Below are 25,485 nucleotides of genomic sequence, written 5' to 3' on the forward strand. Positions count from 1 at the left end.
TATGGCCGCACAGATCGATAAAGTGATTTCCGAACTTCGGGACATGGTGCTTTCGGGCGCTTTGCAACCCGGAGAGCGGGTCGTGGAACTTCAGTTTTCGGCGCGCCTGGGCGTGTCGCGCACGCCGCTGCGCATTGCGCTGACCGAGCTCGAAAAAGAAGGCCTGCTGGAACGCCTGCCGTCGCGCGGGTTCCGCGTGCGGGCGTTCACGGTGGATGAAATTGGCGACGCGGTTGATGTGCGCGGCGTGCTGGAAGGCATGGCGGCGCGGCTGCTGGCCGAACGCGGCGCCTCGCCCGAGGTGCTGGAACAACTGTCGCAAGCGGTGGAAGAAGGACGCACGCTGTTGGCGCCCGCGCGGCGCGATCCCAACACCACGGTGGACGCGCGCGCCTGGGGCCAGATCAACCGCCGGTTTCACGAAATTCTGTGCGAAGCTGCCGGCAACCGCGCCCTGCTGTCCGCGCTGGAACACAACAACAAGACGCCGTTGGCCGGGCCCGCGGCGCTGACGCTGCCGTCCACCCCTTCCCTTTTGGAAACACCTTTTGTGCTGCGGGCGCAGGCCGACCACGAAGACCTGTTGCGCGCCATCACCCGGCGCGAAGCGGTGCGCGCTGAAAACCTGATGCGCGAGCACGCTTACCGCAGCCGCGAGAACAAGCGCGTGTTGCTGGAATCGCTGCGCGGCACGATCTCGGCGCAACCGCTGTTGGCGGATCACAGCGCCTAGCAAGCAAACGACCAGGCCTGACCGAAACCACTTGGGCACGGCGGTTGCTGCGTGCGGCCTGACGCCGCACATGCGCGGCACCGTCCAAGGTTGCCAAGATGCCGGACATCGCCGAAATTTTCGCGCTGGAGGCCGGGTTCGCCGAGATGTTCATACGCGGCACCACGATGTACTGGGTGCTGTACGCGCTGCTGCGCGTGTCGGGTCGGCGCGACCTGGGCTCGCTGGGCGTCGCAGACATGCTGGTGCTGGTATTGGTGGCGGACGCGGCCGGCAACGCCATGTCGGGTGACTCGTATTCGCTGGGCGACGGCATCATCGTCGTCACCACGATTGTGGGCTGGAGCTTCCTGCTGGACCGCCTGACGTATCGCTTTCCAGCGCTGAGGCGCTTTCTGGAGCCGCAACGTATCTGCCTGGTCCGAGACGGCCGCATCATCGTGTCCGGCCTGAAAAGCGAACACATCAGCCGTGGAGAATTGATGGAACAGTTGCGGCTGAAGGGCGTGGGAAACCTGGCCAAGGTGAAACGCGCGTACCTGGAATCCACGGGCGAATTCAGCGTCATCAAGGTCGGCGAAGAGATCCCGCCTGACCACTCCACCCTGGAAGAAAAGCAGGACCGCGACCCGTGTTAAGCCGGCGGCGGGAACGGCGATTGCTGGGAGTGGCGTGGGTGAATGTTATCCACGTGTTATCAACGGCGCCCCGCGCCATTCTTGGGAGACATACATGAAAACTCGCACCCTGACTGCTGCCCTGCTTTCGGTGTCCCTGCTGGGGGCCGGCAGTGTTGCCGTTGCGCAGCAAACCGCACCCGCCACGCCTTCCACGCCCGCCGCGCCCGCCACGGGCTCCGCACCGACGACGCCCGCCGCCCCGATGGCGGCCGAGTCCAAGCTGGACAGCAACGACCGCGACTTTATTGAAAATGCCGCGCAGTCCGGGCATATGGAAGTCGAAGGCAGCAAGATGGCACTGGAAAAGTCCCAGAACGCCGAGGTAAAGAAGTTCGCGCAGCAGATGATCGACGACCACACCAAGGCGGGCCAACAATTGGCGGCGCTGGCCAAGAGCAAGGGCGTGGACGTACCCACGGACCCGTCCTTGATGCAGCAAGCGAAGTTGAAGACGCTGGGCCTGCGCGACGAAGGGTTTGACGAGGCCTATGCCGAAGGGGTCGGCGTGTCGGCCCATGAGGATGCCGTGAAGCTGTTCGAGGAAGCATCGAACGAGGCCAAGGATCCCGAGGTGAAGCAGTTCGCCACGGAAACCTTGCCCAAGCTTCAGCAGCACCTGCAAATGGCCAAGACGCTTGAACAAAGCGTGAAGAACGCCAAGCCGAAGTAAGCGTAGTCAGCGGGTGGACGGCCTGCGCTAGCCGCAGGCCGCCACCAGAAAGACCGGCACGGTCTGCCAGATAACCGCCAAGGCAGACAGCAAGCACAGCGCACCTGTCAGCCAGAGGTGGAAGGTATCCAACCCCAGCTTCCTGACCCGTCCGGCCTGCCGCGCGGTCACGATGGCCATCACGGCCAACGCCAGCACCGTGCCGGCAAGTATCAACCACGACGACAGCGGCAGCCCCAGCGCGGGCAGCGCCAATGCAGAGCGTGGCCGCGCGCAGCCCAAGGCGTTGACGATGTAGATGGCCAGAAAGTGCACCATCCAGATCGTCGGGCCAGCAATCAGGAACAAGAGATCGCTTCCAAACGGGGTCTTGGTGCCTGGGGTCTTTGTATTGTTCATGGCTTTCATGGCGCTACCCCGCCAGCCGGGGAAAGGCGTGCACCAATCCCAGCCCCAACAAGCCCTGCGCAACGGTGTAGTGCCACATCATCATGGTGGTGTCGTAGCAGGCGCGCCGGGTATGAGACAGCCTGCCCGCCACCGAGCGCGCCACCGTGAACACGCCCATCGTGCCTGCCAGTAATGCAAACACAGCCTGCAAGCCCGCGACTGCGTACACCGCCGCCGCATAGGCCGACGCCTGCGGTCGCAAGCCTTCTGTCCAGTGCCCGTGCAATTCCACCGCGGACGCCGCCAGCAACAACCCCACCCCCACCAGCATCCCTGCCCTGACCCGGCCTTGCCGACCCTGCCGCAGCCAATAGCCGCAGCAGGCGATGAGCGCGCTTGCCCCCAGCAGCAAGCAGGCCGACAACGCGGCGCCACCCGGCGCGGCAAGGTCCGCCGCGCTTGGCCAGACCTCGGGCGATGTGGTCCACAAGAACAGATACGCGAAGGACAGCGATCCGAAGATGCTGGTGCAGACGATCACCAACAGCACCATGGCCCAGGCGTAATGCGAGCCCATGCCCGGGCACGACATGGGCAACCGCAGCCCCGCCCCGATGTCCACGGGCGGATGGTCCGGCCCGGTGTCCGCGTCCCATAGCCACCGCCACATCGACACCACGGCCAACACCCCGCAAGCGCCTGCCAGCGCATGCATCTTGAAGGTCAGCAACAGGAAAAAGCCCGCCGTGCCCAAGGCCGCCAGCAACGGCGACCAACCCGGCCCGGGCAGCGGCAGCACATAGTCGGGCTGCGCTTGCGCGGCGCTGGTGACCAGCGTGGAGCGCTGCCCCGCCGGGGTATTGGGCAGGAAGTAGCGCCCTTCGGCCACGTCGCGCGCCAGCCCGGGTTGGTCCCACAGGGGTTCGCGCGAGGTCACGAAGGGAATGCTGCGCAAGCCGTAGCGCCCGTTGGGCAGCCATTCCAGCGTGCCCGCGTTCCACACGTTGCCCACGCCCTGGCCGCTACCCGGCCGGAAATTGCGCGCCAGGTCCCACAGAAACACCAGCACCCCCGCCGCGATCAGGTAAGAGCCCACTGTGGACACCATGTTCAACAGCCCCCAACCCTGGCTTTCGGCATAGGTGTAGACGCGCCGGGGCATGCCGGCCAGACCGGTGAAATGCATGGGAAAGAACGTCACGTTAAAGCCCACGAACATCAGCCAGAACGCCCAACGGCCCAGCCGTTCAGACAAGGCGCGCCTGCTGATCAGGGGCGCCCAGTAATAGAACGCCGCGAACAATGGGAACACCATGCCGCCGAACAGGACGTAATGCAGGTGCGCCACGATGAAGTAGGTATCGTGCGCCTGCAAGTCGAAGGGAATGACGGCCACCATCACGCCGGTCAGCCCGCCCAGCACGAAGATGAAGAAGAAGCCAAGAATGAACAGCATGGGCGACTTCAAGGGGCGCAGGCGCACCGCCGCCGCGATGGTGGCGATCCAGGCGAACACCTGGATGGCGGTGGGCACGGACACCGCCATGCTGGCCGCCGACGCGAAGCTCAGCGACAACGCCGGGATACCGGTGGCGAACATGTGATGGACCCACAGGCCAAAGCTCAGGAACGCGGTGCCCACCACCGCCATCACCACCAGGCGGTACCCCACCAGCGGCACGCCCGTCATGGCCGGAATCATCATGGACACCATGCCGGCCGCGGGCAGGAAGATGATGTAGACCTCGGGGTGGCCGAAGAACCAGAACAGGTGCTGCCACAGCAAGGGGTCGCCGCCGCGCTGGGTGATGAAGAACGGCATGTCGAAGGCGCGCTCCAGCTCCAGCAAGGCGGTGGCGACGATGACGGCGGGAAACGCGATGATGACCATGCCGCAGAACACCAGCATGACCCAGGCGAATATCGGCATCTTGTCCAGCGTCATGCCGGGCGCGCGGGTGCGCAGGATGCCGACCGCAAGCTCGATGGCGCCGGCGATGGCGGATATTTCGATGAAGCCGATGCCCAGCAGCCACAGGTCGGCATTCATGGCGGGTGAAAACTGCGAACTGGTCAGGGGCGGATACATGAACCAGCCGCCGTCGGGCGCAAGCCCCACGAAGATGCTGCAAAAGAACACCAGCCCGCCCACGGCATAGGCCCAATACGCATAGGCGGACAGCCGGGGAAACGGCAGGTCGCGCGCGCCCAGCATGTTGGGCAGCAGCAGCACCGCGACCGCTTCGACCGCCGGCACGGCGAACAGAAACATCATCACCGTGCCGTGCATGGTGAATAGCTGGTTGTAAAGCGTGTGGCCGATCAAGTGGCTGTCGGGCGCGGCCAGCTGCGTGCGCATCAGCAGCGCCAGCACGCCCGCCAGCAGAAAAAACAGAAAAGCCGTGCCGATGTAAAGCAGCCCAATGGAGGTGTTGTTGACCACGGTCAGCGCGCGCCAGCCGGTCGGCGCCTTCCACACGCGTTCAAGCTCGTCGAACTCCCCGTCCGGGCGCGGTGCCGGGTTGGGCAGCTTGGGCGACAGCAATGCGCCCTGTTGCGGCAAGGCAGGCGTGGCGGTGGCGGGGTGCGGGGCGTCGTCGCTCACTTCAGGCTTTCCAAGTAGTGGGCCACGGCGCGCAGATCCTCGCCCGGCAGTTGGTCAAAGGACGGCATGGGGTTGCCGGGCTTGATGTGCTGGCTACCCGCGATCCAGCCGGCCAGCGCGCCGACATTGTTGGGCAAGACGCCCGCCGCCAACGACAAACGGCTGCCCACATGCGTCAGGTCCGGCCCCAGCGTGCCGGCCGCGGACGTGCCCCGCACCGTGTGGCATTGGGCGCAAGCCTGTTGGAATACACGCTCGCCCTGGCGCAGCGTGGGGCCGGCGGGCGCGGCGGGTTGTGCTTGCGCGCTCAGCCAGGCCTGGAAGGCGTCGGGCGCCATGGCCTGCACATCGAACTTCATGTTGGCGTGTTGGGCGCCGCAGTATTCCGCGCACTGGCCGGTGTACCTGCCCGCCCCCAGCGCGCGCACGCGCAGGCGGTTGACGTGGCCGGGAATCATGTCCAGCTTGCCGCCCAGTTCGGGTATCCAGAAACTGTGGATGACGTTGTCGGACTTCAGCACGAATTCCACCCATTCCCCTGCGGGAATGCGGATGTCGTTGGCGGTTTCAAACACGGGGTTGCCCGATGCGTCCAGGTAGCGCACCCGCCACCACCAGAGTTCGCCCGTGACTTCGATGCGGACAGCAGCCGTCGCCCCCGCGCGCGCCATCGCGGACGCCTCGCTCAATACGTACACCAGCAATGCGGTCAGGGCCACCACGGGAAAGGCGATGCCCGCGCCGACGATCAGCGACGGACGCGACAAGCGCCGCCGCCACGTCACCGGGCCGAAGAGCGCCACCCCGACCAGCGCCGCCACGGCCAGGAAAATCACCGTACCGCCGATGTACAGCACGTTGTTGATGTCGGCCACGCTGCCTGCGCCCTCGCCCGCTGGTGAGTCGGGCAGGAGCGTAGGCGCGCGCGGGTCGGCCGAAGCCGGCAGCGCGGCGGCAAGCGCGTAGGAAGGAATGGCGGCCATATCGGCCGTCAGCATGTGGCGTGCCTGAAAGGCGGCCTACCGGGGGTGCGGGGCTGGGAATAGTCGACGAGGGACAGCGAACCGGAGGTAAGGAGCGAGGAACCGGGAACGAGGAACAAGACTTGCTGATCTCGACCGGTCTGGAGGTGAAACCCGTGCGTACCCCTGCCCGACCCGCTTTCATGCTGCTTGGCGCCGCCACGCTGACGATCCTGGCCGCGTGTGGGGACGAGCGGGCGGCGCTCACGCCAAACCTGACGGCAGCCGCCCTGCCCGAGCGGGCCGACGCCGTCCGGGGCAGGCAATGGATATCCGATTACGGTTGCTTGGCCTGCCACGCCGTGCCTACGGTGCGAGGGCCGGCCTCGTCCGTCGGACCGCCCCTGGGCAACGTGGGGCGGCAAGCCTACCTGACTGGCCTGTTGCCCAACACCCCTGACAATCTTGTGCGGTGGCTGATGGACCCGCCCGCCATCAATCCGCGCACCGCCATGCCCAACGTAGGGTTGAGCCAAGCCGAGGCCGAGGACATCGCCGCCTTTCTGCTGTCGCTGCCCGAGTCACCGGAGCCATCATGAGCCGTTGGAAACGTGTCGCCGCGTGGTTGGTCGCCGCCTTGGCCGCTTCCGGCGCGGCGCTGGGCGCGGCCGTCATTTACTTCGGTTTGTACGACGTCAGCGCAACCGGCCCGCACACGGTGCCGGTCCACGCTTTGCTGGACGTGGCGCTGACGCGGTCGGTCAAGGTGCGCTCGGCCGACATCGATGTGCCCGGCGACCTGGACAGCCCTACGCGCATCCAGCGTGGCGACGCCTTGTTTCGCGCGCATTGCGTGCAATGCCATGGCGCCCCCGGGCAGGCGCCGGAGCCTTATGCGCTGGGCCTGAACCCCGCGCCCGCGTCCCTGGTGGGCAGCGCCCGCGAACGCCCCGCCGCCGAGATGTTCTGGATCACCCGGCACGGCGTCAAGATGACGGGCATGCCCGCCTGGCAGTACCGGCTGACAGACGAGCAGATCTGGGACGTGGTGGCTTTCATGCGGGTGCTGCCGACGTTGTCGCCCGAGGAATACCGCGACTTGGCGCAGCCGGCCACCGCCGCTTCCGGCGCATCTTCCGCCGCATCTTCCGCCGCATCTTCCGACGCCTCTTCCAGCTCACCATCCGCTCCGGCAGCCGCTCCAAGCGCCCCCACTCCGCCGCCCACACCCAGCGAGCCGCTGCGCGTGGGTGACGCCATGGCCGGACGCGACGCGCTACAGCAGTATTTATGCGTGACCTGTCATGCCATTCCGGGCGTACCCGGCGCGCGCCACCATGTGGGGCCGTCGCTGGCGGGCATGGCGGATCGTTCACGCATCGCGGGCGTATTGCCCAATACGCCCGACAACATGCGGCAATGGTTGATGGACCCGCAACGCATCAAGCCCGGTTCGGCCATGCCCGCCCTGGGGCTACGCGAACAAGACGCGCGCGACATCGCCGCCTTCCTGCGGACGCTGTCGAACTTTGACTAGGCATTAGCTACCAAGCTCGCAATCGGCGTGGCCTGGGCCGGTAGCGCGTCCGGCCCCACTTGCAGCAGCTTGCGGTCGCGCAGTCGAAAGGCGGTCAACACGCCGCCCGTCACGCAGCCGGTGTCCAGGCAGGCAACGTCCCGGCGTACCAGCAGCCCAAGCGTGGCCCAATGCCCGAACAAGATGGGCGTGTCCGCGCAGCGCCGTTCGGGCACGTCGAACCAGGGCAAGGTGCCTTGCGGCCAGTGGCCGGGCGTGGCGCGGGCGCCCAACGCCATGGCGCCATCGCGCGTGCACAGCCGCATGCGAGTAAATGCGCCCACGATGAAACGCAGCCGCTGCTCACCATGCAGCTTGGGGCTCCAGGCGCGCGGCGAGCCGCCCTGCAAGGCGTGCATCGTTTGGCGCCAGTCGTCGCCGCGCAGCGCGTGCTGAGCTTCTTCCGCCAGCGACATGGCCGTGGCCGCATCCCAATCAGGGTGGATGCCGGCGTGCGTCAGCACATGGCCCGCTTCGATATGCATCAAAGACCGCGCGCGCAGCCAGTCCAGCAGTTCGTCCACATCGGGCGACATAAATATATCGTTGAGCGTGTCGCGTCGACCGGGCCGCACACTGCCCGCAGCAATCTCCAGCGCCCGCAGGTCATGGTTACCCAGCACCACGGTTGCGCGTTCGCCCAGCCCCATGACGCGGCGCAGCGTCGCGGCGGACGCGGGGCCACGGTTGATCAGGTCGCCCACGAACCACAAACGGCATTCGGGTTCGTCCGCGATCTCGGGGCGGGCCAGCAGCGCGTCCAGGAAATCCACACAACCATGCACGTCGCCAATCGCCCAGATTGACGGGGTGCCCGGTAATGGCTGCTGATCCATGGTGTCCCCACTCCTTGCTTCCTAGGCGAAATCGCCCTCGCCCAGCATGATGGGGCCATCCGCGGGCACCCATTGCGCGCGGTGCGCGGCGTCTTGCAATGCCTCGGCTGCGCTTTCAAATGCGCGCAACAGTTCGGTAGCCGAGTCGTCCGACGCGCCGAAGCGCCGCCGCAACACATCGCCCGAAATCTCGAATTGGCGCGTGACGCCGGCGGTTTCCATCTGGAAGATGATGGCATCGCCTTGCGCGTGGGCATCGGTGGCTTTGGTGAACTTCATGGTGATTCCTCCTGTTGCTTAAGGGTTTGCGTCGGGCCTGTCGGCCAGGCGCCGGGCGCGCGCCAAGGCCTGCACAATGGCCTGGTACGCAGCATCGCGGCTTTCATGGCTGGGGCTGCGCAACGCGAACGACGGATGAAACGTGGCCAGCACGCGGCTATCGCCCCGCTTGAGCACCTTGCCCATCGCCGCCTTCAATGTCTGCTTGGCGTCTTGCATGACGGCTCCCAGGGCAGTCGCGCCCAGCGCCACGATGACGCGCGGGCCAACGTCGTCCAACTCCCGGTCCAGCCAGTACGAGCACGCCCGTATCTCTACCTGCGCCGGCGACTTGTGCATGCGCCGCTTGCCACGAAGCTGCCACTTGAAGTGCTTCACGGCGTTGGTCACATACACGTCGCGGCGGTCCACGCCCGCCTGGGCCAGCGCCTTGTCCAGCAGGGCCCCGGCCGGCCCCACGAAAGGCAGGCCGGCCAGATCTTCTTTGTCGCCGGGCTGTTCCCCCACCAGCATGATGGTGGCTCGCCGCCCGCCTTCGCCCCCCACCGCCTGCGTGGCGTTGCGCCACAAGCCGCAACGTCGGCAGTCATCCAGGGAGACCGGCCGCTGGTCCGGGTTGATGTCCCCGTCACGGCCGTCCGCGGGCTTGGAGGCGGCGCTCATGGTGCACCGGCTATTCCCGGCCGCCGCCGATGGCGGTGTTGCCAGGCTGCGGCGTGCTGGAGCCCTTGCCCGCGACCCGAATCCGGTTATCCACGTCCTGCACGCCCGCGCAGGCATCGGTGCAGTCTTCGATGCGGTGCTTGGTGTGGCGGTCGGGCGCGGTGCCTTCCAGCGTTACCCGGCCGTCGGCCACGCTGACCGATACGTCGCTCACGTCCAGGCCACTGTGTGCCAGGTATTCGCAGACGTTTTCACGCACGCGCTCGTCGGACCGCGTATAGCCCTTGGGGTCTGTGCGCAACGACCCGCGGTCGCGCCACGCGGTAGGCCCACGGTTGTAGCCGCCGCGTTCCGCCGTTTCGAATGACATGCCGGTTTCGTCGCCCCAGCGTGGGCGGTCGCCGTAGTAGCCGCCTTCTTCATCGCCGTAGGACGTGGGGCCGGAATAGGACGGGTTGCGCGAGCCGTAGACTTGCTCGCGCTGGTAGGACGGGTCTTCATTGCGAAAACCGCCATAGCTGCTTTGGCCAGGGTCGGCGCTGCGGCTGCGCACGTCACCCCGCGTTTCCCGCGTACCGGGCGCGCGGCGGGAATCTTCGCCTTGCCGCATGCCTGATGCGCGACGGGTGCCTTCCCCTTGGTAGCCGAAGGACGGAGCGGGATCGTGCCAGGGTTCCTGACCACCCATGCTGCGGGCCTGGCGCCGTTCAAAATCGGCATCGCGATAGGAGGAATTCTGATTGGGGTCGCGGTAGGGGTCGCGATGGGATTCGCGATACGGGTCGCCCCCGGCGCGTCCACGTTGATGGGCCTGCCGATGCGGATCGCCCCGTCCGGCGTCGCCACCGGGGTCACGTTCAAAGTCGTCGTCGTAGCGGGGGGAGTACCTGGGGTCACGGTTCATTGCGAGTCTCCTGTGTAGAGCGGACCTGCCTCGCACGAACCGGTGATGGCCCGTGCGGGCGCCTGCCGGATACGCAGCAAGTCGTGTGCCGCCGCTGTGGGGCCGGGTCATGAACCGAATGGACGCGCGCGCGGCAGACAACGTCCGGCACTTCTTACAACGGCGGTAATAAGTGCCGGGTCGCAACAGGTTGCGCCGGCCGTCGAATCGTAGGATGGGTGGAGCGCGGCAAAGCGCCAAAAAGAACAAAGCTGCGATCCGCGCGAAACCCATCAAGCAACGCCCCAATTCTTCTGCAACCTAGCCACATAGCCACCGCTGCATGATGGGTTCCGCGCGATTGGCGTTGGAGTCCTGGGCACGACCGTGCCGCGCTGCACCCATCCTACGATGCACGGTCGGCGCAATTCGTAGGATGGGTGCAGCGCGGCAGAGCGCCAAAAAGAACAAAGCTGCGATCCGCGCGAAACCCATCAAGCAACGCCCCAATTCTTCTGCAACCTAGCCACATAACAACCGCTGCATGATGGGTTCCGCGCGATTTGCGTTGGAATCCTGGGCACGACCGTGCCGCGCTGCACCCATCCTACCGGCGCAGGGTCACCACGCTGCCTTCCACACAGGCCACCAGGACGTGGCTATCTTCAACACTCACCGCGTAGCCGCCCGTGAATGCCGAAAACGCGGGCAAGACCGTAATGCCGGGGCGTAACCAGAACGCCGGCCAATCTCTCGGTACGCCCGGCAGCCGGGTTTTGGGGTGCACGTGTCCGGCGATGACGTGCCGGCCCTGCGGGTCCGGCTGCGGCAGATGGCGGAACACAAAGGGCCCATCGACATAGGCTTCGCCCAGTTGCCGCATTCCCAACGCCGCCCCCTCCAGCGCGCGGTCGTGGTTGCCCGCCAGCACCGCGACATCCAGGGCGGCATGGGCCTGCCGCCATGCTTCCCAATCTTGACGCCAGCCCGCTTGCGACATGGGGCCATGCAGCACGTCACCCACCACCCATAGCTCGCGCGCACGGGTGTCGTGCACCAGTTGCGTGAGCCGGTCCAGGTCGGCCTGGGTGGCGCCGCGCGGCACGGCGATGCCTGCCTGCCGGAACACATGGCTCTTGCCCAGGTGCAGGTCGGCGATGACCAGCCGTGCGCGCGCCGGCCAATACAAGGCACGCTGGCCGAGCAACAGTACGGCTTCACCCGCCAGGCGGATCGCCAGGGTGTCGTCATGCGCGCTGTCAGCTTCGCGGTGAGACCCGCTGTGAAATTCACGGTCAGACCCGCTGCTAGATCCACTGCCAGAAACATCCTCACCCGATTCCGGCATAGCGCTTCTCCAGTTGCGCGGCGGCGCGCTTGACTCGTGCTTGCCAGCTTTCCGTGCTGAGTTGCCCGCGCAGGCTTTCGGTCCATAGCGGGAACGACAGGGGTGTCAGCGCCCGGGGTTGGCACAGGTCCAGCGCGCGCGATTCGCAATCTTGCAAGGCCGCCAGCAGGCGCGGCGCTTCCAATTGCTGTTCGAACACTTCACGCTCGGCTTGCGCCAGCAGCAGGTGGTCGGGGTCGTAGCGGCGCAACACGTCATACAGCAGACCGCTGGACGCCTGTACCTGGCGCAGCGAACGGGCCGCCCTGCCCGGCAACGACGGCGTCAGCAAACCCGCCACGCGCGCAATTTCCCGGAACTGCCTGCGGGCAAGCTCGCCCAGGTTGACGCCGTCGCGCAGGTCAGCGGCCATGTTCTCGGGGCTGATCAGTTGGCGCAGCAGCGTGTCGTCCAGCTCAGCGGGTTCAGCCAACGTCAACATCAAGCCGTAATCATTGACCGTATAGGAAAAGGTATTGGCTTGAAGCCGGCCCCAGCGCAGCGCAATCATGGCGGCCATGCCTTCGTGGACGGCGCGACCCGCGAACGGAAACAGGAAGACGTGCATGCCCCGCCGCGTGGCGATGCGTTCGGCCAGCAGCCGGCCGGGCGCCGGCAGCGCGCTGGCTTCACGTTGAATGCGCAGCAAGGGTTCGACCGCGCGCATTTCCGGGTGGCTGCCGGGTTCCGCGTACAGGCTTTGCACTTCGCGCGCCAACTGCGTGGACAGCGGCATGCGCCCGCCCTGCCACGTTGCCACCGGCCCATCGCCCCCCTTGGCCCGCCGCACATAGGCCGTCATGCCTTCCAGTCGCACCAGTTCCAAGGTGCGTCCGGCAAACTGGAAACGGTCGCCTGGCCGCAGCCGTGCCAGAAACCCTTCTTCGACCGAGCCCAGCCCGCCGCCGCGCAAGTACTTCACCGACACGGCGCCGTCCGCCGTGATAGTGCCGATGGACAAGCGATGCCGCAGCGCGATGCGGCGGTCGTGCACGCGATAGCAGCCGTCTTCGTCTTTTTCAACGCGGCGGAATTCCGGATAGTTGGACAAGGCGCGGCCGCCTTGCACAATGAAATCCAGCACCGCCTGCCAGGTGGCCGCGTCCAGTTCGGCATAGGCATGGGTGCCGCGCACTTCGTCAAACAGCGCGTCGGCCTTGAAGCCGCCACCCAGCGCCAGCGTGACCGCGTGCTGTGCCAGCACGTCCAGGCTGCCGCGCGGCGGGGGCCGCGATTCGATTTCGCCGCGCGCGATGGCCTGTCGCGCGGCGGCGTACTCGATCAGTTCCAGCGCCTGCGCGGGCACGCACAGCGCATGGCCGGATTCGCCCGGACGGTGCTTGGCCCGCCCTGCCCGCTGCAACAGCCGCGCCACACCCTTGGGGCTGCCCACCTGCAACACCTGGTCCACCGCCGGAAAGTCCACGCCCAGATCCAGGCTGGATGTGGCCACCACGCAGCGGATGCTGCCGTCGCGCAGGCCTTGTTCGGCGCGGGTGCGCAGCGCCGGGTCCAGCGAACCATGGTGCAGCGCCAGCGTGGCCGGGTCTTCCGGCCAGATCGATTCCAGCGCGCGGTGCCAAAGCTCGGCCTGCGCGCGCGTGTTCGTGAACAGCAGGCTGGCCCGCACGTCGAACAGCCGCTTGTACACGCGCGGCAATTGAGACAAGCCCAGATGCCCGGCCCAGGGCAGCGCGCCGTTGCGCTCGGGCAGCAAGGTCGACAGCGTGACCTTGCGCGGCCGCGCGCCCGCCACCAGTGCGCTTTGCGGCCGATGCGGCAGCAACACGTCGCGGGCTTCGTCCAGATTGCCCAAGGTGGCCGACAGGCCCCAGGTGCGCAAGGCGGGCGACAAACGGCGCAGACGGGCCAGGCACAGTTGCAGCAGCACGCCCCGCTTATTGCCCAGCAGTTCATGCCATTCATCCACCACCACCGCCCGCAACGCCCGAAAGCGCGACGACGCATCCGCGTAAGACAAAAGCAGCGCCAGCGATTCCGGCGTAATGACCAGCACGTCGGCCTTGCCCTGGCGGGCCAGCCGTTTGTCGCGCGCGCTGGCATCGCCCGTGCGCAGGGCCACGGTCCAGCCCAGGCCCAGCTCGCTTGCCGTCTGGGCCAGGGCGCGGGCGGTGTCGGTGGCCAGGGCGCGCAGCGGCGTCACCCACAGCACCCGGGGGCCTGCACCGGTTGTGGGCCGTGCCACATCCGGGTTGGACAAGGCTTCCAATACCGGCCCACCAAAGGCCGCCAGCGTCTTGCCGCTGCCGGTTGGCGTGTGCAGCAAGCCGGATTCGCCCGCCAGATACCGCTGCCAGGTCTCGCGCTGAAACGCCGCCGCCCGCCAGCCTCGCGCCTTGAACCAGGCCGCCAGGGGCGCGTCCCAGCCACGCGGGGGCGGTGTCATCGCGCCAGCGCCTTCAGCGTATCCAACTGGTCGGCCTCGGCGGCGGGCTTGTCGCGCCGCCATCTGAGGATGCGCGGAAAGCGCACGGCCACCCCGGACTTATGTCGCTTGGACAGGTTGACGCCTTCAAAGCCCAGCTCGAACACCTGCACCGGCTCCACCGAGCGCACGGGGCCGAAGCGTTCGCGCGTGTGGGCGCGCAGCCAGCGGTCGAGTTCCAGGATTTCCTTGTCGTCCAGCCCGGAATACGCCTTGGCGATGGGCACCAGCGCGTCCCCTTGCCACAGGCCGAAGGTGTAGTCGGTGTACAGGGTGCTGCGGCGGCCATGGCCGGACTGTGCATACAGCAGCACGGCGTCGATGGTCAGTGGGTCGATCTTCCATTTCCACCAATCGCCACGCCGCCGTCCACTTTGGTAGCCGGCGGCGGCGCGCTTGAGCATGAAGCCTTCCACGTCGCGCTCGCGCGATTCCAGGCGCAATTCGGCGGCGGCTTCCCAACTGCCCGGCGCCACCGTGGGCGACAGCGACAGGCGCGGGTCGGGATGGCGTTGCAGCAGCGCTTCCAGCATGGCGCGGCGCTCGGCCTGGGGCCGGTCGCGCAGGTCGGCGCCGTTTTCCTCCAGCAGGTCGTAGGCCAGCATCCGCACAGGGGCTTCGGCCAGCCACTTGGGGCCGGGCTTGAGCCGCTGGATGCGCGTTTGCAAGGCGGAAAACGGCATCGGCCCGGTGGCGTCTTCCTGCCAGGCCAGCAGTTCGCCATCCAGCACGCAGTCCACTTGCAGCGCGTGGGCGGCGGCTTCGACTTCCGGAAAGCGGCCGTCCAGCCGTTCTTCGCCGCGCGACCACAGCGCCACCTCGCCGTGGCGGCGGATCAGTTGGGCGCGGATGCCGTCCCATTTCCATTCGATCAGCCAATCATCGATGGGCCCGAGCTTGGCCGGCTCGCCATCCAGCGGCGAGGCCAGAAAGAATGGGTATGGTTGCTGGCGGTCGCCGGGCAAGGCTTCGGTGCTGAGCAGGTCGCGCAGAAAGGCGGGGCTGGGCGTCCACGTGCCCAGCATGCGTTGCGCGATGCGGGCAATGGGCACGCCCGACATTTCGGCCAGCGCCTGCTGCACCATGCGCTGCGATACGCCCACCCGCAGCGCGCCCGTCAACATCTTGTTGAAGACCAGGCGCTGGTCGAACGGCAGGCTGCGCCAAGCCGGCACGATGATGTCCCGGCGCTCGGCTTCGTCGCGGTTGGCGGCGGGCAGCAACACTTCTTCGATCCAATCGGCCAGGCCGCGCTCGGGGCTTGGCAGTTCGGGGCTTGCCCGCCCGGAATCGGAGCCGGGTTCGGGATCCGGCATCAGCAACGCCAAGGTCTCGGCCAGGTCGCCCACCTGGTCATAGCTGGCGTCCAGCAGCCAGGGCGGCGTGCCGGAGGCGGCGGCGGCCCAGGCGCGCAGTTCGGCCACACCCGCGATCTTGCGGCGCGCGCTGCTGATCTTGCCGCCCGCCAGCAAATACAGCGCCCAGACCGCGTCGCGCGGTGGCGCATCGCGAAAGTACGCCACCAATGCCGCCCGCTTGTCCAAGGTGGCGGTACTCCGGTCCAGTTCCTGATATAGCGCCGCGAATCGCTTCATGCTGGGCTTGGCCTCCGGGTCAATCGTCTTCGCCGTATTGGGTGGCCAGCGTTTCGGCCGCCGTGCCGGCGTCGTTCAGCGTGCGGACCAGCGCATCCGTATCGCCATGCGTGGCGATGACGCGGCGCGCGCCCGTTTCGTGGATGGTGCGCAGCAGGTCCGGCCAATCGGCATGGTCCGACACGACAAAGCCCCGGTCCATGTTGCGACGCCGGCGGTTGCCCCGCAAACGCATCCAGCCCGACGCAAAGCCGTGCTGCGCGCGACGGAATCGCCGCAGCCATGTGCTGCCCGCGGCTGACGGCGGCGCCAGGATCAGCTCGCCGGCAAAGCCCGATCCAGACGCGGCGGGTGCGCCGCCATCAGCATCAATGACCAGGCGCGTGTCCGCCATGTGAATACCGGCCTGCCGGTACACGTCCACACCGGCCGCGATGGCGCCGTGCAAATACACGGGCCGGTCGATCCAGGGCGCCAGTTCCGCCAGCACGCGCTGCGCCTTGCCCAGCGCGTAGCAGTACAGAATGGCGGCCTCGCCGCGGGCGGCGCACAGGTCGCGCCATTGGACGATGTCGCGCGCCACCTCGGCCGTGTCGGGCCAGCGGTAAATGGGCAAGCCAAAGGTGGCTTCGGTGATGAAGGTGTCGCAAGGCACCACTTCAAAGGGGCTGCAAGTGGGGTCCGGTTGGCGTTTGTAGTCGCCCGACACCACCCAGACCTGCCCATCGGCTTCGATGCGAACTTGCGCCGACCCCAGCACGTGGCCGGCCGGGTGCAAGGAGACGCGGGCGTTGCCCAGCGTGAAGACGTCTCCATAACCGTGCACGCGGTAGTCCTGCTCGCCCAGGCGCCACTGCAAGATGGGCAGCCCTTCGGCGCTGGTGTGATAGCAGCCCATGCCCACGCGGGCGTGATCGCCATGGCCGTGGGTGAGCACGGCGGTGGCCACCGGCCGCCAGGGGTCGATGTAGAACTGGCCGGCCGGGCAATACAAGCCTTCAGGCCGCCATTGCACGACGTCAGACATCGAAACCTCCTCGGGCATGAGTTGTGCTGATAGGCGTGGTGTGTAGCACTTTCACGATACTTCAAGAGGTCTTATGCGAACCAAGCACATTCTGACGATCCTGGCATTGGTGGTGGCGGTGGCGGTGTTGATGTCGATGGCGCCGTGGTGATGATCCCCGGCCGGCCAGGTCATTAGCCGGCCGGCTCATTAGCCAGGTTCCAGCCGCCGCGCAGGGCGGTGGCAAAGCCGCCTTCCACCCGGGAATGCGGGCGCGCGCTGGTAGTCACGCGCGGCAGGCTGGACCACGCAATCCGCGCCCCACCCCGCTCCAGCTTGTCTACCAGCGCCTGGTCTTCGCTGCACGGCAACGCTTCAAAACCGCCAATGCGGCAATACGCGCCCGCTTCGATACCCAGATTGGCGCCGTGCACATGCCGATGCCCGTCGCGATCCTGGTATTGCCCGGTAAACGTCCGGCGCGCCTGCGCCGCCCGGACGCCATGCTCGCGCCAGCCCGCCACGCCCACCGTGCCGCACACGACTTCCGCATTCAAGGACAACTGATCCACCAGCCAGCGCGGCGATACGCGAGTGTCGGCGTCGGTGAACGCCAGCCAGCGCGCGCCGGCTTGCAGCAGATCATGGGCGCCTTGCGCGCGGGCCACCCCGACATTGCGCGCGCCGATCGCCAGGCTATGCACGGGCCACGCCCCGATCAGCTGCGCCGTGCGATCCACGCAATGATCCAGCACCACCACCACGCGCACGGCCTCGGCGCGCAGCTTCGGGTGTCGCGCCGCCCGCAGCACGGAGCGCAGGCAGGCGGTAATGTGGCGTTCTTCGTTGTGGGCCGGAATACAGACGCCGATCATGGCTCACCCTTCCTGTTGTCGGTGCCACCCGTCCAGCGCAAAAGCGCTTTCCTGGTGCTTGAAAATCGGTACGAGCCCGCGCAGCGAACCTAGCGCATCGTGCAAGGCATCGGTGGCTTGCAGGCGGTCATCAAAGTCAGGCCGGAAATGGCAGGCCACCAGTTCGCCATCGTTGGCCAGGCAGCGGTCCACACCTTGCAGGAACAGCGTCAACGCGGCGTCGTCCAGGTAATACCCCAGCTCCGACACGATGATCAGGTCAAACCCGCCATGCGGCACGGGCGGCCATTCGCGCGGCAGGTCCAGCGTCAGTGTGTCGACGTGTTCGATGCCTTGATCCGCCAGCCGCGCGCGGCAGCGGCTGAGCGCGGTGCCGGCGAAATCCACCGCGCACACGCGCTGGCAGCGGGCGGCCAGCGGCAAGCTCAGGTCACCGTTGCCGCAGCCCGGCTCGAAGGCATGGCGGTAATGTTCCCGCCCCAGCGCCGCCAACAGCAGCGCGCGCTTGCGCCGTTCGTACCAGGCGCTGCCCACGCGCCAGGGGTCGGCGTGCCGGCGGTACAGCGTTTCGAAGTGGTCCACGCCTACAACTGCCACGGCGGTTCCTCCTGATTGCGGACCAGCCGCCCCAGCGCCGCCTGATCGCGTTCCGCGTGGCTTTGTCGGATGAAAACGGGCAGATCGGCCATCACCTGCGCGAAGCCGGCGTCGCGGCACAGCGGCCCGGCGCCCAGCGCCCGCCCTGCCCGTGTCATCACCTCGCTGGCGGCAGCCTCGACAGCCAACCGCGCGCGGGCGCAAGCCAGCGTGCAGGCGTCCGCCGGGTTCGCGTCGATGAGGGCGGCGGTGTCGCGCAACACGGCGCGCGCCTGCGCCATGGCCACATCGATGGCGCCCAGATGGGCCAGCCGATGCGGGTTTTCCGTCGGCGCGCTTGGGGCGGTTGGTGCGCTTGGTGCGTTTGGCGTCTCTGCCGGCGTGGCGGCTCGCAGCGTCGACGCAATGCGCGTCAACCCGCCGTACCAGCACGCCGCCACACCCGCGCCGCCATGCTGAAAACCCGGCCGATTCACGTAGGCACCCGGCGCGCCGACCTGCCGGCACACCGCGTCATCGAACACCACGTTGACGCTGGCCGACGCGCGCATGCCGACCGCGTGCCAACCTTCGCTTGTAACCGTAACCCCGGGCTGATCCAGGGCCCCCGCCACCAGACAGGGTTCGCCCGCGGGGTCCCAAGCGCTGACCAACGCATGGCTGATCGTGGCGGCGCCGGAACACCATGCCTTCACGCCGCGCAAACGGGCGCTGCCGTCGGGCTGCGGGACCAGCGCCACGCGGTAATCGGGCGGCTCGGCGCACCACACGCCCCAGCGGCTGCCCGCAGGCGCGTCAAGTGTCAGGCCGAGTTCCGCAAATATCGCCAAGGCATCCGTGTGCCCTTCATACAGTTTGACCAGGCTGAGGTCCACGGCGGCCACGCGGGCCAGCGCCTGCCAGCGGGCCAGCGTGGCGCCGGAACCTGGTAGCGGCAGGTGGTCACAGCCGGCATCCACCAGGTGGCGCAAGGCGATACCGGGATCGGGCGGCGCGGCCAAATCACTCCAATAGCCCAATTCGCTCAACACGCGGCGAATGGCGGCCAAGGGCGCGCTGGGCAACAGAATCGCGGGGCGGTTGCTCATGACTTGCCACGCTTGAAATCCAGCGCATCCATGGCCGGCCCCACCGCTTGCGGCGCATAGCCGTCCCAGGGTGTGTTGCCCGCGTCCAGACGCTCATGAATATTGCTGATGGTCCAGTGCGCGCCGCTGGATAGTTTGTCGAGTTCGTCCCACGCCACCGGCACCGACACGCCCATGCCGGGCCGCGCCCGTGCCGACCACGCCGACACCGTGGTTGCGCCAAAGCCATTGCGCAGATAGTCGGCAAAGATCTTGCCCACGCGATTCTTGGGGCCGCTTTTAGCCACGAAAATCTGCGGCAAGGTGCGGGCCAGATGCACCACGACGGTCTGCGCAAAGGACTTGATAGTGTCCCAATCGTATTGACGGCGCAGCGGCACGACCACATGCAAGCCCTTGCCACCACTGGTTTTCAGCCAGGATTCCAGGCCCAGTTCATCCAGCATGGTGTGCACCAGCCGGGCAGCCTGCTGCATCGTTGCCCACTTGACGCCTTCGCCGGGATCCAGGTCGAACAGCATGCGGTCGGGTTTGGAGATAGCCGTTTTCACGGCGTTCCAGGTATGGAATTCCACCACGTTCATCTGCACGGCCGACATGATGGCTTCGGCCGTGGGCACTTCCAGCAGCGGCGGATGATCCGGGTCCAAGCGCGTGGGCAAGGACTTCACGCCCGGCATGGCGGCTTCCAGGTGCTTCTGGAAAAAGAGCTGGCCGTCGATACCGGAAGGCGCGCGCAGGAAGGATACGGGGCGGTCTTTCAGGTGTTCCAGCATCAAGGGTGCAACCAGGCCGTAGTACCGCGCCAGGTCCAGCTTGGTCAGCTTGGTGGACGGGTCGATGACGCGCTCAGGGTGCGTCAGCCGCGCGGGTTTGGCGCGCGCGGGGGCGGCGGCCTGGGGCGCGGGGGTGGGCTTGGCCTCGGCCTGGGACTTGGCCCGGGGCCTGGCAGTGCTGGCGGCCTGCGCCCGAGACGCCGCCGCCGGCTTTTCACGGATGATCTGGCTGGGCGGCTTGTCTTGGCGCAAGCCACGAAACACCGAATGGCGGATGTGTCCGCCGCTGGTCCATTCGCCGAACGACACCTCGGCCACCAGTTCCGGCTTGACCCAATGCACCCCTTTCGCCTGCCCGCCGCTGACGGGTTTCTTGTCGGTTTCGATGGCGGACAGCGTCTTGTGCAGCGCAATCAGCCCCTGGCGGTCAAAGCCGGTCCCGACCTTGCCCGCATAGCGCAAGGCGCCATCGTCTTCATGCACGGCAAGCAGCAAGGCGCCCAGGCCTTCGCGCGCACCTTGCGGGGCGGTATAGCCCACAATGACGAATTCCTGCCGCTTGGCGCACTTGATCTTCAGCCAGCTATCGCTGCGCCGCGACACATAGGGCGCCGACTGGCGCTTGGCCATGATGCCTTCCAGGCCCATCTTGCAGGCCGACGCCACCAGGTTCGACGGCGTTTCCTTGAACGCTTCGCTAAAACGCAGAAAGTCGTCGTCGGCGGTGTCCATCAATTGCGCCAGCAGTTCGCGGCGCACGGTCAGCGGCTCTTCGCGCAGGTCGCGGCAGCCGATGAACGGCAGGTCAAAGGCGTAGAACACAATGTCGCCGGTGCGGTCATTGTCAAAAGCGTTTTGCAGCGCCTGGAAGTTGGGCACGCCCTGTTCGTTCAGCACGACGACCTCGCCATCCACCCATGCCCATTTGGCGGGCAGTTTGGCAAAGGCCTGGACGATATGCGGCAGCTTGGCGCTCCAGTCGTGGCCGTTGCGGGTGTACAGCTTGACCTCGTCGCCCTCGATGCGCACCAGCAGGCGGTAGCCGTCGAACTTCAGTTCGTACAGCCAGTCTTCCGCGTGCGGCGGCAGGCCGTCGACCAGCGTGGCGAGTTGGGGCTTGAATGCGGTGGGCAGATCGGCGGGCCGGCCGGGCAACGGGTCTGCGGTGGACGTGGCGCTGGGCTTGGTATCGGGCTTAGCGGCGGGCGCCGTAGCGGACTTCGTAGCGGCCTTGGCCTTCGTGGTCTTGCCGACCGCCTTTGCATCGCGCAGCGGCACCACGCTGTCCGGCATTTCGTCCACCACGCTGAATTCGCGTTCGGGGCGCGCATAGGCGTCGCGGTCCTTGATCAGCAGCCACGGCGGCTGCTTATCGCCTTCCTTGCCCTTCATGCGCACTAGCGCCCATCGGCCCTGCATCTTCTTGCCTTGCAGGTCGAACTTCAGGTGGCCCTCGCGATAGCCTTTGCGCGCATCGGCCACGGGCGTCCAGACCCCTTCGTCCCAGATGATGACTTTGCCCGCGCCGTATTGGCCTTCGGGAATCTGGCCTTCGAACTGGTTGTAGGCAATGGGGTGGTCTTCCACCTGTACGGCCATGCGCTTGACCGAGGGGTCGAAACTAGGCCCCTTGGGCACCGCCCAACTTTTCATGGCGCCGTCCAGCTCCAGGCGAAAGTCGTAGTGCAGCCGGCTGGCCCAATGCTTCTGGATGACGAAAGCGCGCGCGGATTCGTTTGCCTGCCCGCCCTCGGCGGGTTCGGTGGTCACCTTGAAATTGCGCTTTTGCCGGTAGGTTTTAAGACTGTCGGCCATGTCACGCCGCCTTGCGCGAAGAGGAGGAGGTTTTCGTGGTCTTCGTCGTCTTCTTGGTGCTCTTCGCGGACTTCTTCGTGGCCGTCTTTGTGGCCGTCCGCTTCTTCGCGGCGGCCGGCTGTTGCTTGGCCGTCTTGCCCCCCTTCAGGCTACGTTGCAGCAATTCCGTCAGGTCGATCACGTTGTCGGCGTATTCGGGCGCTTCTTCCTGCGGTTCGACCACGGTTTCCGTCTTGCCGGCCTTCACCTTGCGAGCCACCAGGTCCATCACGGCAGCCTTGAATTCGTCCTTGAATTCCTCGGGGTCCCACTTGCCGGACATGTCGTCGACCAGCATCTTGGCCATCTTCAATTCGCTGGCGCTGGGCGCCATGCCCTTGGCGCCGACTTTGGGCAGATCCAGCCCTTCCAGCGACTTGACGTCATCGCCCCAGCGCATCAGGTTCAGCACCAGCACATCACCCGACGGAATCAAGGCGGCCAGGTGCTGCTTGGTCTGGATCACCACTTTGGCGATGCCGATCTTGCCAGTCTTGGCCAAGGTGTCGCGCAACAAGGCGTACACCTTTTGGCCCTTGTTGATGGGCGCCACGTAGTACGGCCGTTCAAGGTAGACAAAAGAGACGTCGCCGGCCTCCACAAACTGTTGTATCTCTATGGTTTGCGTGGTGCGGGGATAGGCGTCGGCGATCTCTTCCGGGGAAATGATCACGTACTGGCCGTCTTCGTATTCCACGCCTTTGACGATGTTGTCTTTGTCGATTTCCTTGCCCGTGCGCTTGTTGATGCGCTTGTACCCGACCGGGTCCATCGAGCGTTTGTCCAGCCAGTCGAAGTCCACCCCGGAGTCCGTGGTGGCCGTATGCAGGCCGACCGGTATATGGACGAGGCCAAACGAAATCGCCCCCTTCCAGATGGTTCTTGTTGCCATGATCCGCTCCTCTCAGTCGGTGCTGAGTTCAGCAAATTGTGTTCCCGCTGGAATGGGGCGTCGTCAAAGAATGCGAATTCATAGTTAAGAAAGCACTTTAACTATTTTGCTTTAATGACGGCCGATTAGATATATCTATCAAGTAGTTATCGATTACTTAGAAAGTAATTTCTACCTTCAATATCCGCACTGCCGAACACCCATCTTGATGTGCAAAGGGAAAACCCGAAGAAACTTTTTCAATTGAGAGTCGGTCGCAATTCGTTCAGTTGCATGTCAGGCGGGCCCGCTCGTGGCCTATCTCCCCTTTCCGAGAGTACCGATGATGCCGTCACGCACGCGCGCCGCCGCGCCACCGACCCGTTTTCCTCAAACCTCGGAAGAGACTACGCCAGCCGGCCTGTCAGTCATGGACGCCACCGTGGTGCTGGTCGGCGTGGTGATCGGCATCGGCATCTTCGGCTTTCCGCCACTAGTTGCCCAACACGCCGCGTCCGAGGCCATGTATATCGCGCTGTGGTGCGCGGGCGGCTTCGTCATGTTGGTGGGCGCGCTGTGCTACGCGGAACTGGGTTCGGCCTACCCCGGCGCGGGGGGCGAATACCTGTACCTGACCCGTGCCTGGGGCCCGCGCGTGGGCTTGTTGTTTGCCTGGGCACGCTGCACGGTGATCCAGACCGGCGCCATTGCGGTGGTGGCGTACATCTATGGTGACTACGCGCAACGCCTGATGCCGCTGGGCACCTACGGGCCAGCCGTGCATGCGGCGATTTCAGTGGTGGCATTGACGGCGCTGAACGTGGTGGGCACGCGCCATTCCAAGCGGCTGCAATGGGTCTTCACGATCTTGACGCTGCTGGCCCTGGGGGCGGTGCTGGTGGCCAGCCTGTCGGGCACGGGCGGCAACGGGCTGGCTCCGGTGGCTCCCACCCCGCTTACCGGCAACCCGGCCGGGCTGATGGGCATGGGCATGGTGTTCGTGCTGCTGACCTACGGTGGGTGGAACGAAGCCGCGTACCTCAGCGGCGAACTGCGCGAGCCCGGACGCAACATGAGCCGGGTACTGCTGATCGGCACGGCGGTGGTGACCGGCGCCTATCTGCTGACGAACCTGGCCCTGTTGGAACTATTTGGCCTGCAAGGCTTGCGCAACACCCCCGCGTTGGGCGCCGACGTCATGCAATTGGCGGCCGGCCCCTATGCGGCGGCATTGCTCAGCCTGACCGTCTGCGCCACGGCGCTAAGCACCATCAACGGCACCATCATTACCGGCGCCCGCGTCTACTACGCGCTGGGGCGCGACGTGCCCAAGCTGCGCGCCCTGTCGGGCTGGAGCGCACGCAATGAAACACCGGTGGCCGCCTTGCTGGCCCAGGGGCTCATCACACTGGCGCTGGTGGGGTTGGGCGCGTTCAGCCAGAACAGCGTGCAGACGCTGGTGGCCTACACCGCGCCGGTTTTCTGGATTTTCATGCTGCTGGTGGCGGCGTCCGTCTGGCGCTTGCGCCAGTTGGATCCCGACCGCCCCAGGCCGTTTCGCGTGCCGTTCTACCCCCTGCCGCCGCTATTTCTTGGCCTGACCTGCGCGGGCCTGGTCTATTCCAGCGCCGTCTATGCGGGGGCCGGGGCGTTGATCGGGCTGGCGGTGCTGGCGGCCGGCGTGCCGATGCTGCGATTGCTGAAACCCGCCCGATTGCCCGACTGACTTTTATTGTTCGACCCACAAGGAGCCATCATGCAAGCCTCGACTCAGCCTCTAGACTCCCGCCGCGTGACAAGTGGCGGCCTGCCACGGGCCCGACTCATCGCTGTCGCCACCGCCATGGCGCTATCGCTGGCATTCACCGCCGTCGCCATGGCGCAACCCGCGGCAAAGCCCGCTGGGTCGGCAGCCCCAAGCGCCGCCAAGGACGACTACAAGCCAGACGTGGGCCAGGCCGGCAAGGACGTTATCTGGGTACCCACGCCGCAAACGCTGGTGGACAAGATGCTGGACATGGCCAAGGTGACCCCGCAGGACCGGCTGATGGACCTGGGCTCGGGCGATGGGCGCACCGTGATCACCGCCGCGCAACGCGGGCTGACGGCGCAAGGCATTGAATACAACCCGGACCTGGTGGAGCTGTCGCGCCGCAACGCCCAGAGCGCGGGCGTGGCCGACCGCGCCACCTTCGTGGCGGCGGACTTGTTCAAGACGGACCTGTCCAAGGCGGACGTGATCACCATGTTCCTCTTGTCCACCATCAACGAAAAGCTGCGCCCCACCCTGTTGCAGTTGAAGCCCGGCACGCGGGTGGTGTCCAACACGTTCCGCATGGGTGACTGGGAACCGGATGCGTCCGAAACCGTCACCAAGGACTGCTCCACCTACTGCACCGCGCTGCTGTGGATCGTGCCCGCCAAGGTGGAAGGCAAATGGGAAGTGGACGGCCAGACGCTGCAACTCACACAGCAGTATCAGATGCTGTCCGGCAAGTTCGGGTCGGCCGACATCACGGATGCGCGCATGAACGGCACCGCCATCGCGTTCACCGCCAACGGCGTGCGCTACACCGGCGAAGTCAATGGCAAGACCATGAGCGGCACCGCCGCCGGCAAGGGCAATTGGACGGGGAAGCGGGTGTAGTCACCGCCGGAGGAACTGCCGGGGTAGCTGCCGAAGTAACTGCTGGGAATAGCGGCCGGGTCATTC

Annotated in this window: 23 protein-coding genes; 7 read left to right on the forward strand and 16 right to left on the reverse strand. The window is 66.4% G+C overall.

The window, feature by feature from the left end:
* Position 1: 1 nt before the first annotated feature.
* The 3 genes from M2361_RS07405 to M2361_RS07415 all read left to right on the forward strand — a co-directional run bounded on the left by M2361_RS07405 (position 2) and on the right by M2361_RS07415 (position 2,083).
* Positions 2–733: a GntR family transcriptional regulator gene (locus M2361_RS07405; RefSeq protein WP_100855748.1), complete on the forward strand. Its 732-nt coding sequence runs from the start codon at positions 2–4 to the stop codon at positions 731–733.
* A 98-nt stretch (positions 734–831) separates the two neighbouring features.
* On the forward strand, positions 832–1,371 hold the full coding sequence (locus M2361_RS07410) for a DUF421 domain-containing protein (RefSeq protein ID WP_259247453.1): 540 nt from the start codon (positions 832–834) through the stop codon (positions 1,369–1,371).
* A gap of 94 nt (positions 1,372–1,465) precedes the next feature.
* Complete coding sequence (locus tag M2361_RS07415; RefSeq protein WP_259247454.1) at positions 1,466–2,083, forward strand: DUF4142 domain-containing protein; 618 nt, start codon at positions 1,466–1,468, stop codon at positions 2,081–2,083.
* 27 nt (positions 2,084–2,110) lie between these two features.
* Here M2361_RS07415 and M2361_RS07420 read toward each other — a convergent pair whose 3' ends face one another.
* Genes M2361_RS07420 through M2361_RS07430 form a run of 3 tightly spaced genes read right to left on the reverse strand, consistent with a single transcriptional unit; the run spans position 2,111 to position 6,076 of the window.
* Entirely contained in the window at positions 2,111–2,482 is a 372-nt protein-coding gene (locus tag M2361_RS07420) for a hypothetical protein (RefSeq protein ID WP_259247455.1), read from the reverse strand.
* Positions 2,483–2,495: 13 nt separating this feature from the next.
* A complete protein-coding gene (locus M2361_RS07425) occupies positions 2,496–5,018 on the reverse strand; it encodes a cbb3-type cytochrome c oxidase subunit I (RefSeq protein WP_259249256.1) in 2,523 nt (840 codons plus the stop codon).
* Positions 5,019–5,074: 56 nt separating this feature from the next.
* On the reverse strand, positions 5,075–6,076 hold the full coding sequence (locus M2361_RS07430) for a c-type cytochrome (protein WP_259247456.1): 1,002 nt from the start codon (positions 6,074–6,076) through the stop codon (positions 5,075–5,077).
* 107 nt (positions 6,077–6,183) lie between these two features.
* Here M2361_RS07430 and M2361_RS07435 point away from each other — a divergent pair, with 107 nt between their 5' ends.
* Positions 6,184–6,639: a cytochrome c family protein gene (locus M2361_RS07435; RefSeq protein WP_259247457.1), complete on the forward strand. Its 456-nt coding sequence runs from the start codon at positions 6,184–6,186 to the stop codon at positions 6,637–6,639.
* A complete protein-coding gene (locus M2361_RS07440; protein ID WP_259247458.1) occupies positions 6,636–7,577 on the forward strand; it encodes a c-type cytochrome in 942 nt (313 codons plus the stop codon). Before M2361_RS07435 ends, M2361_RS07440 begins: the two co-directional genes overlap by 4 nt.
* Here M2361_RS07440 and M2361_RS07445 read toward each other — a convergent pair.
* The 13 genes from M2361_RS07445 to M2361_RS07505 form a co-directional block, all read right to left on the reverse strand.
* Positions 7,574–8,452: a symmetrical bis(5'-nucleosyl)-tetraphosphatase gene (locus tag M2361_RS07445; RefSeq protein WP_259247459.1), complete on the reverse strand. Its 879-nt coding sequence runs from the start codon at positions 8,450–8,452 to the stop codon at positions 7,574–7,576. The two genes, M2361_RS07440 and M2361_RS07445, sit on opposite strands and share 4 nt — an antisense overlap.
* 21 nt (positions 8,453–8,473) lie before the next feature.
* The gene (locus tag M2361_RS07450; protein ID WP_259247460.1) at positions 8,474–8,731 is read right to left on the reverse strand and encodes a DUF1488 domain-containing protein; all 258 of its coding nucleotides are present in this window, start codon (positions 8,729–8,731) and stop codon (positions 8,474–8,476) included.
* A gap of 18 nt (positions 8,732–8,749) precedes the next feature.
* Positions 8,750–9,394 carry a UdgX family uracil-DNA binding protein gene (locus M2361_RS07455; RefSeq protein WP_259247461.1) on the reverse strand — a complete coding sequence of 215 codons (645 nt, stop codon included), beginning with the start codon at positions 9,392–9,394 and terminating at the stop codon, positions 8,750–8,752.
* 10 nt (positions 9,395–9,404) lie between these two features.
* Entirely contained in the window at positions 9,405–10,298 is an 894-nt protein-coding gene (locus M2361_RS07460; protein ID WP_259247462.1) for a BON domain-containing protein, read from the reverse strand.
* Between the two features lie 586 nt (positions 10,299–10,884).
* The gene (gene pdeM, locus M2361_RS07465; protein ID WP_259247463.1) at positions 10,885–11,625 is read right to left on the reverse strand and encodes a ligase-associated DNA damage response endonuclease PdeM; all 741 of its coding nucleotides are present in this window, start codon (positions 11,623–11,625) and stop codon (positions 10,885–10,887) included.
* Complete coding sequence (locus tag M2361_RS07470; RefSeq protein WP_259247464.1) at positions 11,609–14,071, reverse strand: ligase-associated DNA damage response DEXH box helicase; 2,463 nt, start codon at positions 14,069–14,071, stop codon at positions 11,609–11,611. The genes pdeM and M2361_RS07470 overlap by 17 nt, the downstream gene beginning before the upstream one ends.
* Positions 14,068–15,705: an ATP-dependent DNA ligase gene (locus M2361_RS07475; RefSeq protein ID WP_259247465.1), complete on the reverse strand. Its 1,638-nt coding sequence runs from the start codon at positions 15,703–15,705 to the stop codon at positions 14,068–14,070. Before M2361_RS07475 ends, M2361_RS07470 begins: the two co-directional genes overlap by 4 nt.
* A 19-nt stretch (positions 15,706–15,724) precedes the next feature.
* Positions 15,725–16,732, reverse strand: coding sequence for a ligase-associated DNA damage response exonuclease (locus M2361_RS07480; protein WP_259247466.1), 1,008 nt, complete (start codon positions 16,730–16,732; stop codon positions 15,725–15,727).
* Between the two features lie 173 nt (positions 16,733–16,905).
* Entirely contained in the window at positions 16,906–17,586 is a 681-nt protein-coding gene (locus M2361_RS07485; RefSeq protein ID WP_259247467.1) for a glycosyltransferase family 2 protein, read from the reverse strand.
* A gap of 3 nt (positions 17,587–17,589) precedes the next feature.
* The gene (locus tag M2361_RS07490; RefSeq protein WP_259247468.1) at positions 17,590–18,183 is read right to left on the reverse strand and encodes a bifunctional 2-polyprenyl-6-hydroxyphenol methylase/3-demethylubiquinol 3-O-methyltransferase UbiG; all 594 of its coding nucleotides are present in this window, start codon (positions 18,181–18,183) and stop codon (positions 17,590–17,592) included.
* Complete coding sequence (locus tag M2361_RS07495) at positions 18,171–19,271, reverse strand: acyl-CoA dehydrogenase (protein WP_259247469.1); 1,101 nt, start codon at positions 19,269–19,271, stop codon at positions 18,171–18,173. Before M2361_RS07495 ends, M2361_RS07490 begins: the two co-directional genes overlap by 13 nt.
* Entirely contained in the window at positions 19,268–21,862 is a 2,595-nt protein-coding gene (gene ligD / locus M2361_RS07500; RefSeq protein WP_259247470.1) for a DNA ligase D, read from the reverse strand. The genes M2361_RS07495 and ligD overlap by 4 nt, the downstream gene beginning before the upstream one ends.
* Position 21,863: 1 nt before the next feature.
* A complete protein-coding gene (locus M2361_RS07505) occupies positions 21,864–22,793 on the reverse strand; it encodes a Ku protein (protein ID WP_259247471.1) in 930 nt (309 codons plus the stop codon).
* A 409-nt stretch (positions 22,794–23,202) separates the two neighbouring features.
* Here M2361_RS07505 and M2361_RS07510 point away from each other — a divergent pair, with 409 nt between their 5' ends.
* Positions 23,203–24,498 carry an APC family permease gene (locus M2361_RS07510; protein ID WP_259249257.1) on the forward strand — a complete coding sequence of 432 codons (1,296 nt, stop codon included), beginning with the start codon at positions 23,203–23,205 and terminating at the stop codon, positions 24,496–24,498.
* Positions 24,499–24,528: 30 nt separating this feature from the next.
* Entirely contained in the window at positions 24,529–25,419 is an 891-nt protein-coding gene (locus M2361_RS07515; RefSeq protein WP_259247472.1) for a cyclopropane-fatty-acyl-phospholipid synthase family protein, read from the forward strand.
* Positions 25,420–25,485: the final 66 nt, after the last annotated feature.

Origin of the sequence: Achromobacter sp. JUb104 (assembly GCF_024806975.1) — a bacterium.
Taxonomy (GTDB): domain Bacteria; phylum Pseudomonadota; class Gammaproteobacteria; order Burkholderiales; family Burkholderiaceae_B; genus Achromobacter; species Achromobacter spanius.

Coding starts and splice junctions, on each gene's coding strand:
- M2361_RS07405 (WP_100855748.1), top strand. CDS start 2: ATGGCCGCACAGATCGATAAAGTGATTTCCGAACTTCGGGACATGGTG.
- M2361_RS07410 (WP_259247453.1), top strand. CDS start 832: ATGCCGGACATCGCCGAAATTTTCGCGCTGGAGGCCGGGTTCGCCGAG.
- M2361_RS07415 (WP_259247454.1), top strand. CDS start 1,466: ATGAAAACTCGCACCCTGACTGCTGCCCTGCTTTCGGTGTCCCTGCTG.
- M2361_RS07420 (WP_259247455.1), bottom strand. CDS start 2,482: ATGAACAATACAAAGACCCCAGGCACCAAGACCCCGTTTGGAAGCGAT.
- M2361_RS07430 (WP_259247456.1), bottom strand. CDS start 6,076: ATGCTGACGGCCGATATGGCCGCCATTCCTTCCTACGCGCTTGCCGCC.
- M2361_RS07440 (WP_259247458.1), top strand. CDS start 6,636: ATGAGCCGTTGGAAACGTGTCGCCGCGTGGTTGGTCGCCGCCTTGGCC.
- M2361_RS07445 (WP_259247459.1), bottom strand. CDS start 8,452: ATGGATCAGCAGCCATTACCGGGCACCCCGTCAATCTGGGCGATTGGC.
- M2361_RS07450 (WP_259247460.1), bottom strand. CDS start 8,731: ATGAAGTTCACCAAAGCCACCGATGCCCACGCGCAAGGCGATGCCATC.
- M2361_RS07455 (WP_259247461.1), bottom strand. CDS start 9,394: ATGAGCGCCGCCTCCAAGCCCGCGGACGGCCGTGACGGGGACATCAAC.
- M2361_RS07460 (WP_259247462.1), bottom strand. CDS start 10,298: ATGAACCGTGACCCCAGGTACTCCCCCCGCTACGACGACGACTTTGAA.
- pdeM (WP_259247463.1), bottom strand. CDS start 11,625: ATGCCGGAATCGGGTGAGGATGTTTCTGGCAGTGGATCTAGCAGCGGG.
- M2361_RS07470 (WP_259247464.1), bottom strand. CDS start 14,071: ATGACACCGCCCCCGCGTGGCTGGGACGCGCCCCTGGCGGCCTGGTTC.
- M2361_RS07475 (WP_259247465.1), bottom strand. CDS start 15,705: ATGAAGCGATTCGCGGCGCTATATCAGGAACTGGACCGGAGTACCGCC.
- M2361_RS07480 (WP_259247466.1), bottom strand. CDS start 16,732: ATGTCTGACGTCGTGCAATGGCGGCCTGAAGGCTTGTATTGCCCGGCC.
- M2361_RS07485 (WP_259247467.1), bottom strand. CDS start 17,586: ATGATCGGCGTCTGTATTCCGGCCCACAACGAAGAACGCCACATTACC.
- M2361_RS07495 (WP_259247469.1), bottom strand. CDS start 19,271: ATGAGCAACCGCCCCGCGATTCTGTTGCCCAGCGCGCCCTTGGCCGCC.
- ligD (WP_259247470.1), bottom strand. CDS start 21,862: ATGGCCGACAGTCTTAAAACCTACCGGCAAAAGCGCAATTTCAAGGTG.
- M2361_RS07505 (WP_259247471.1), bottom strand. CDS start 22,793: ATGGCAACAAGAACCATCTGGAAGGGGGCGATTTCGTTTGGCCTCGTC.
- M2361_RS07510 (WP_259249257.1), top strand. CDS start 23,203: ATGGACGCCACCGTGGTGCTGGTCGGCGTGGTGATCGGCATCGGCATC.
- M2361_RS07515 (WP_259247472.1), top strand. CDS start 24,529: ATGCAAGCCTCGACTCAGCCTCTAGACTCCCGCCGCGTGACAAGTGGC.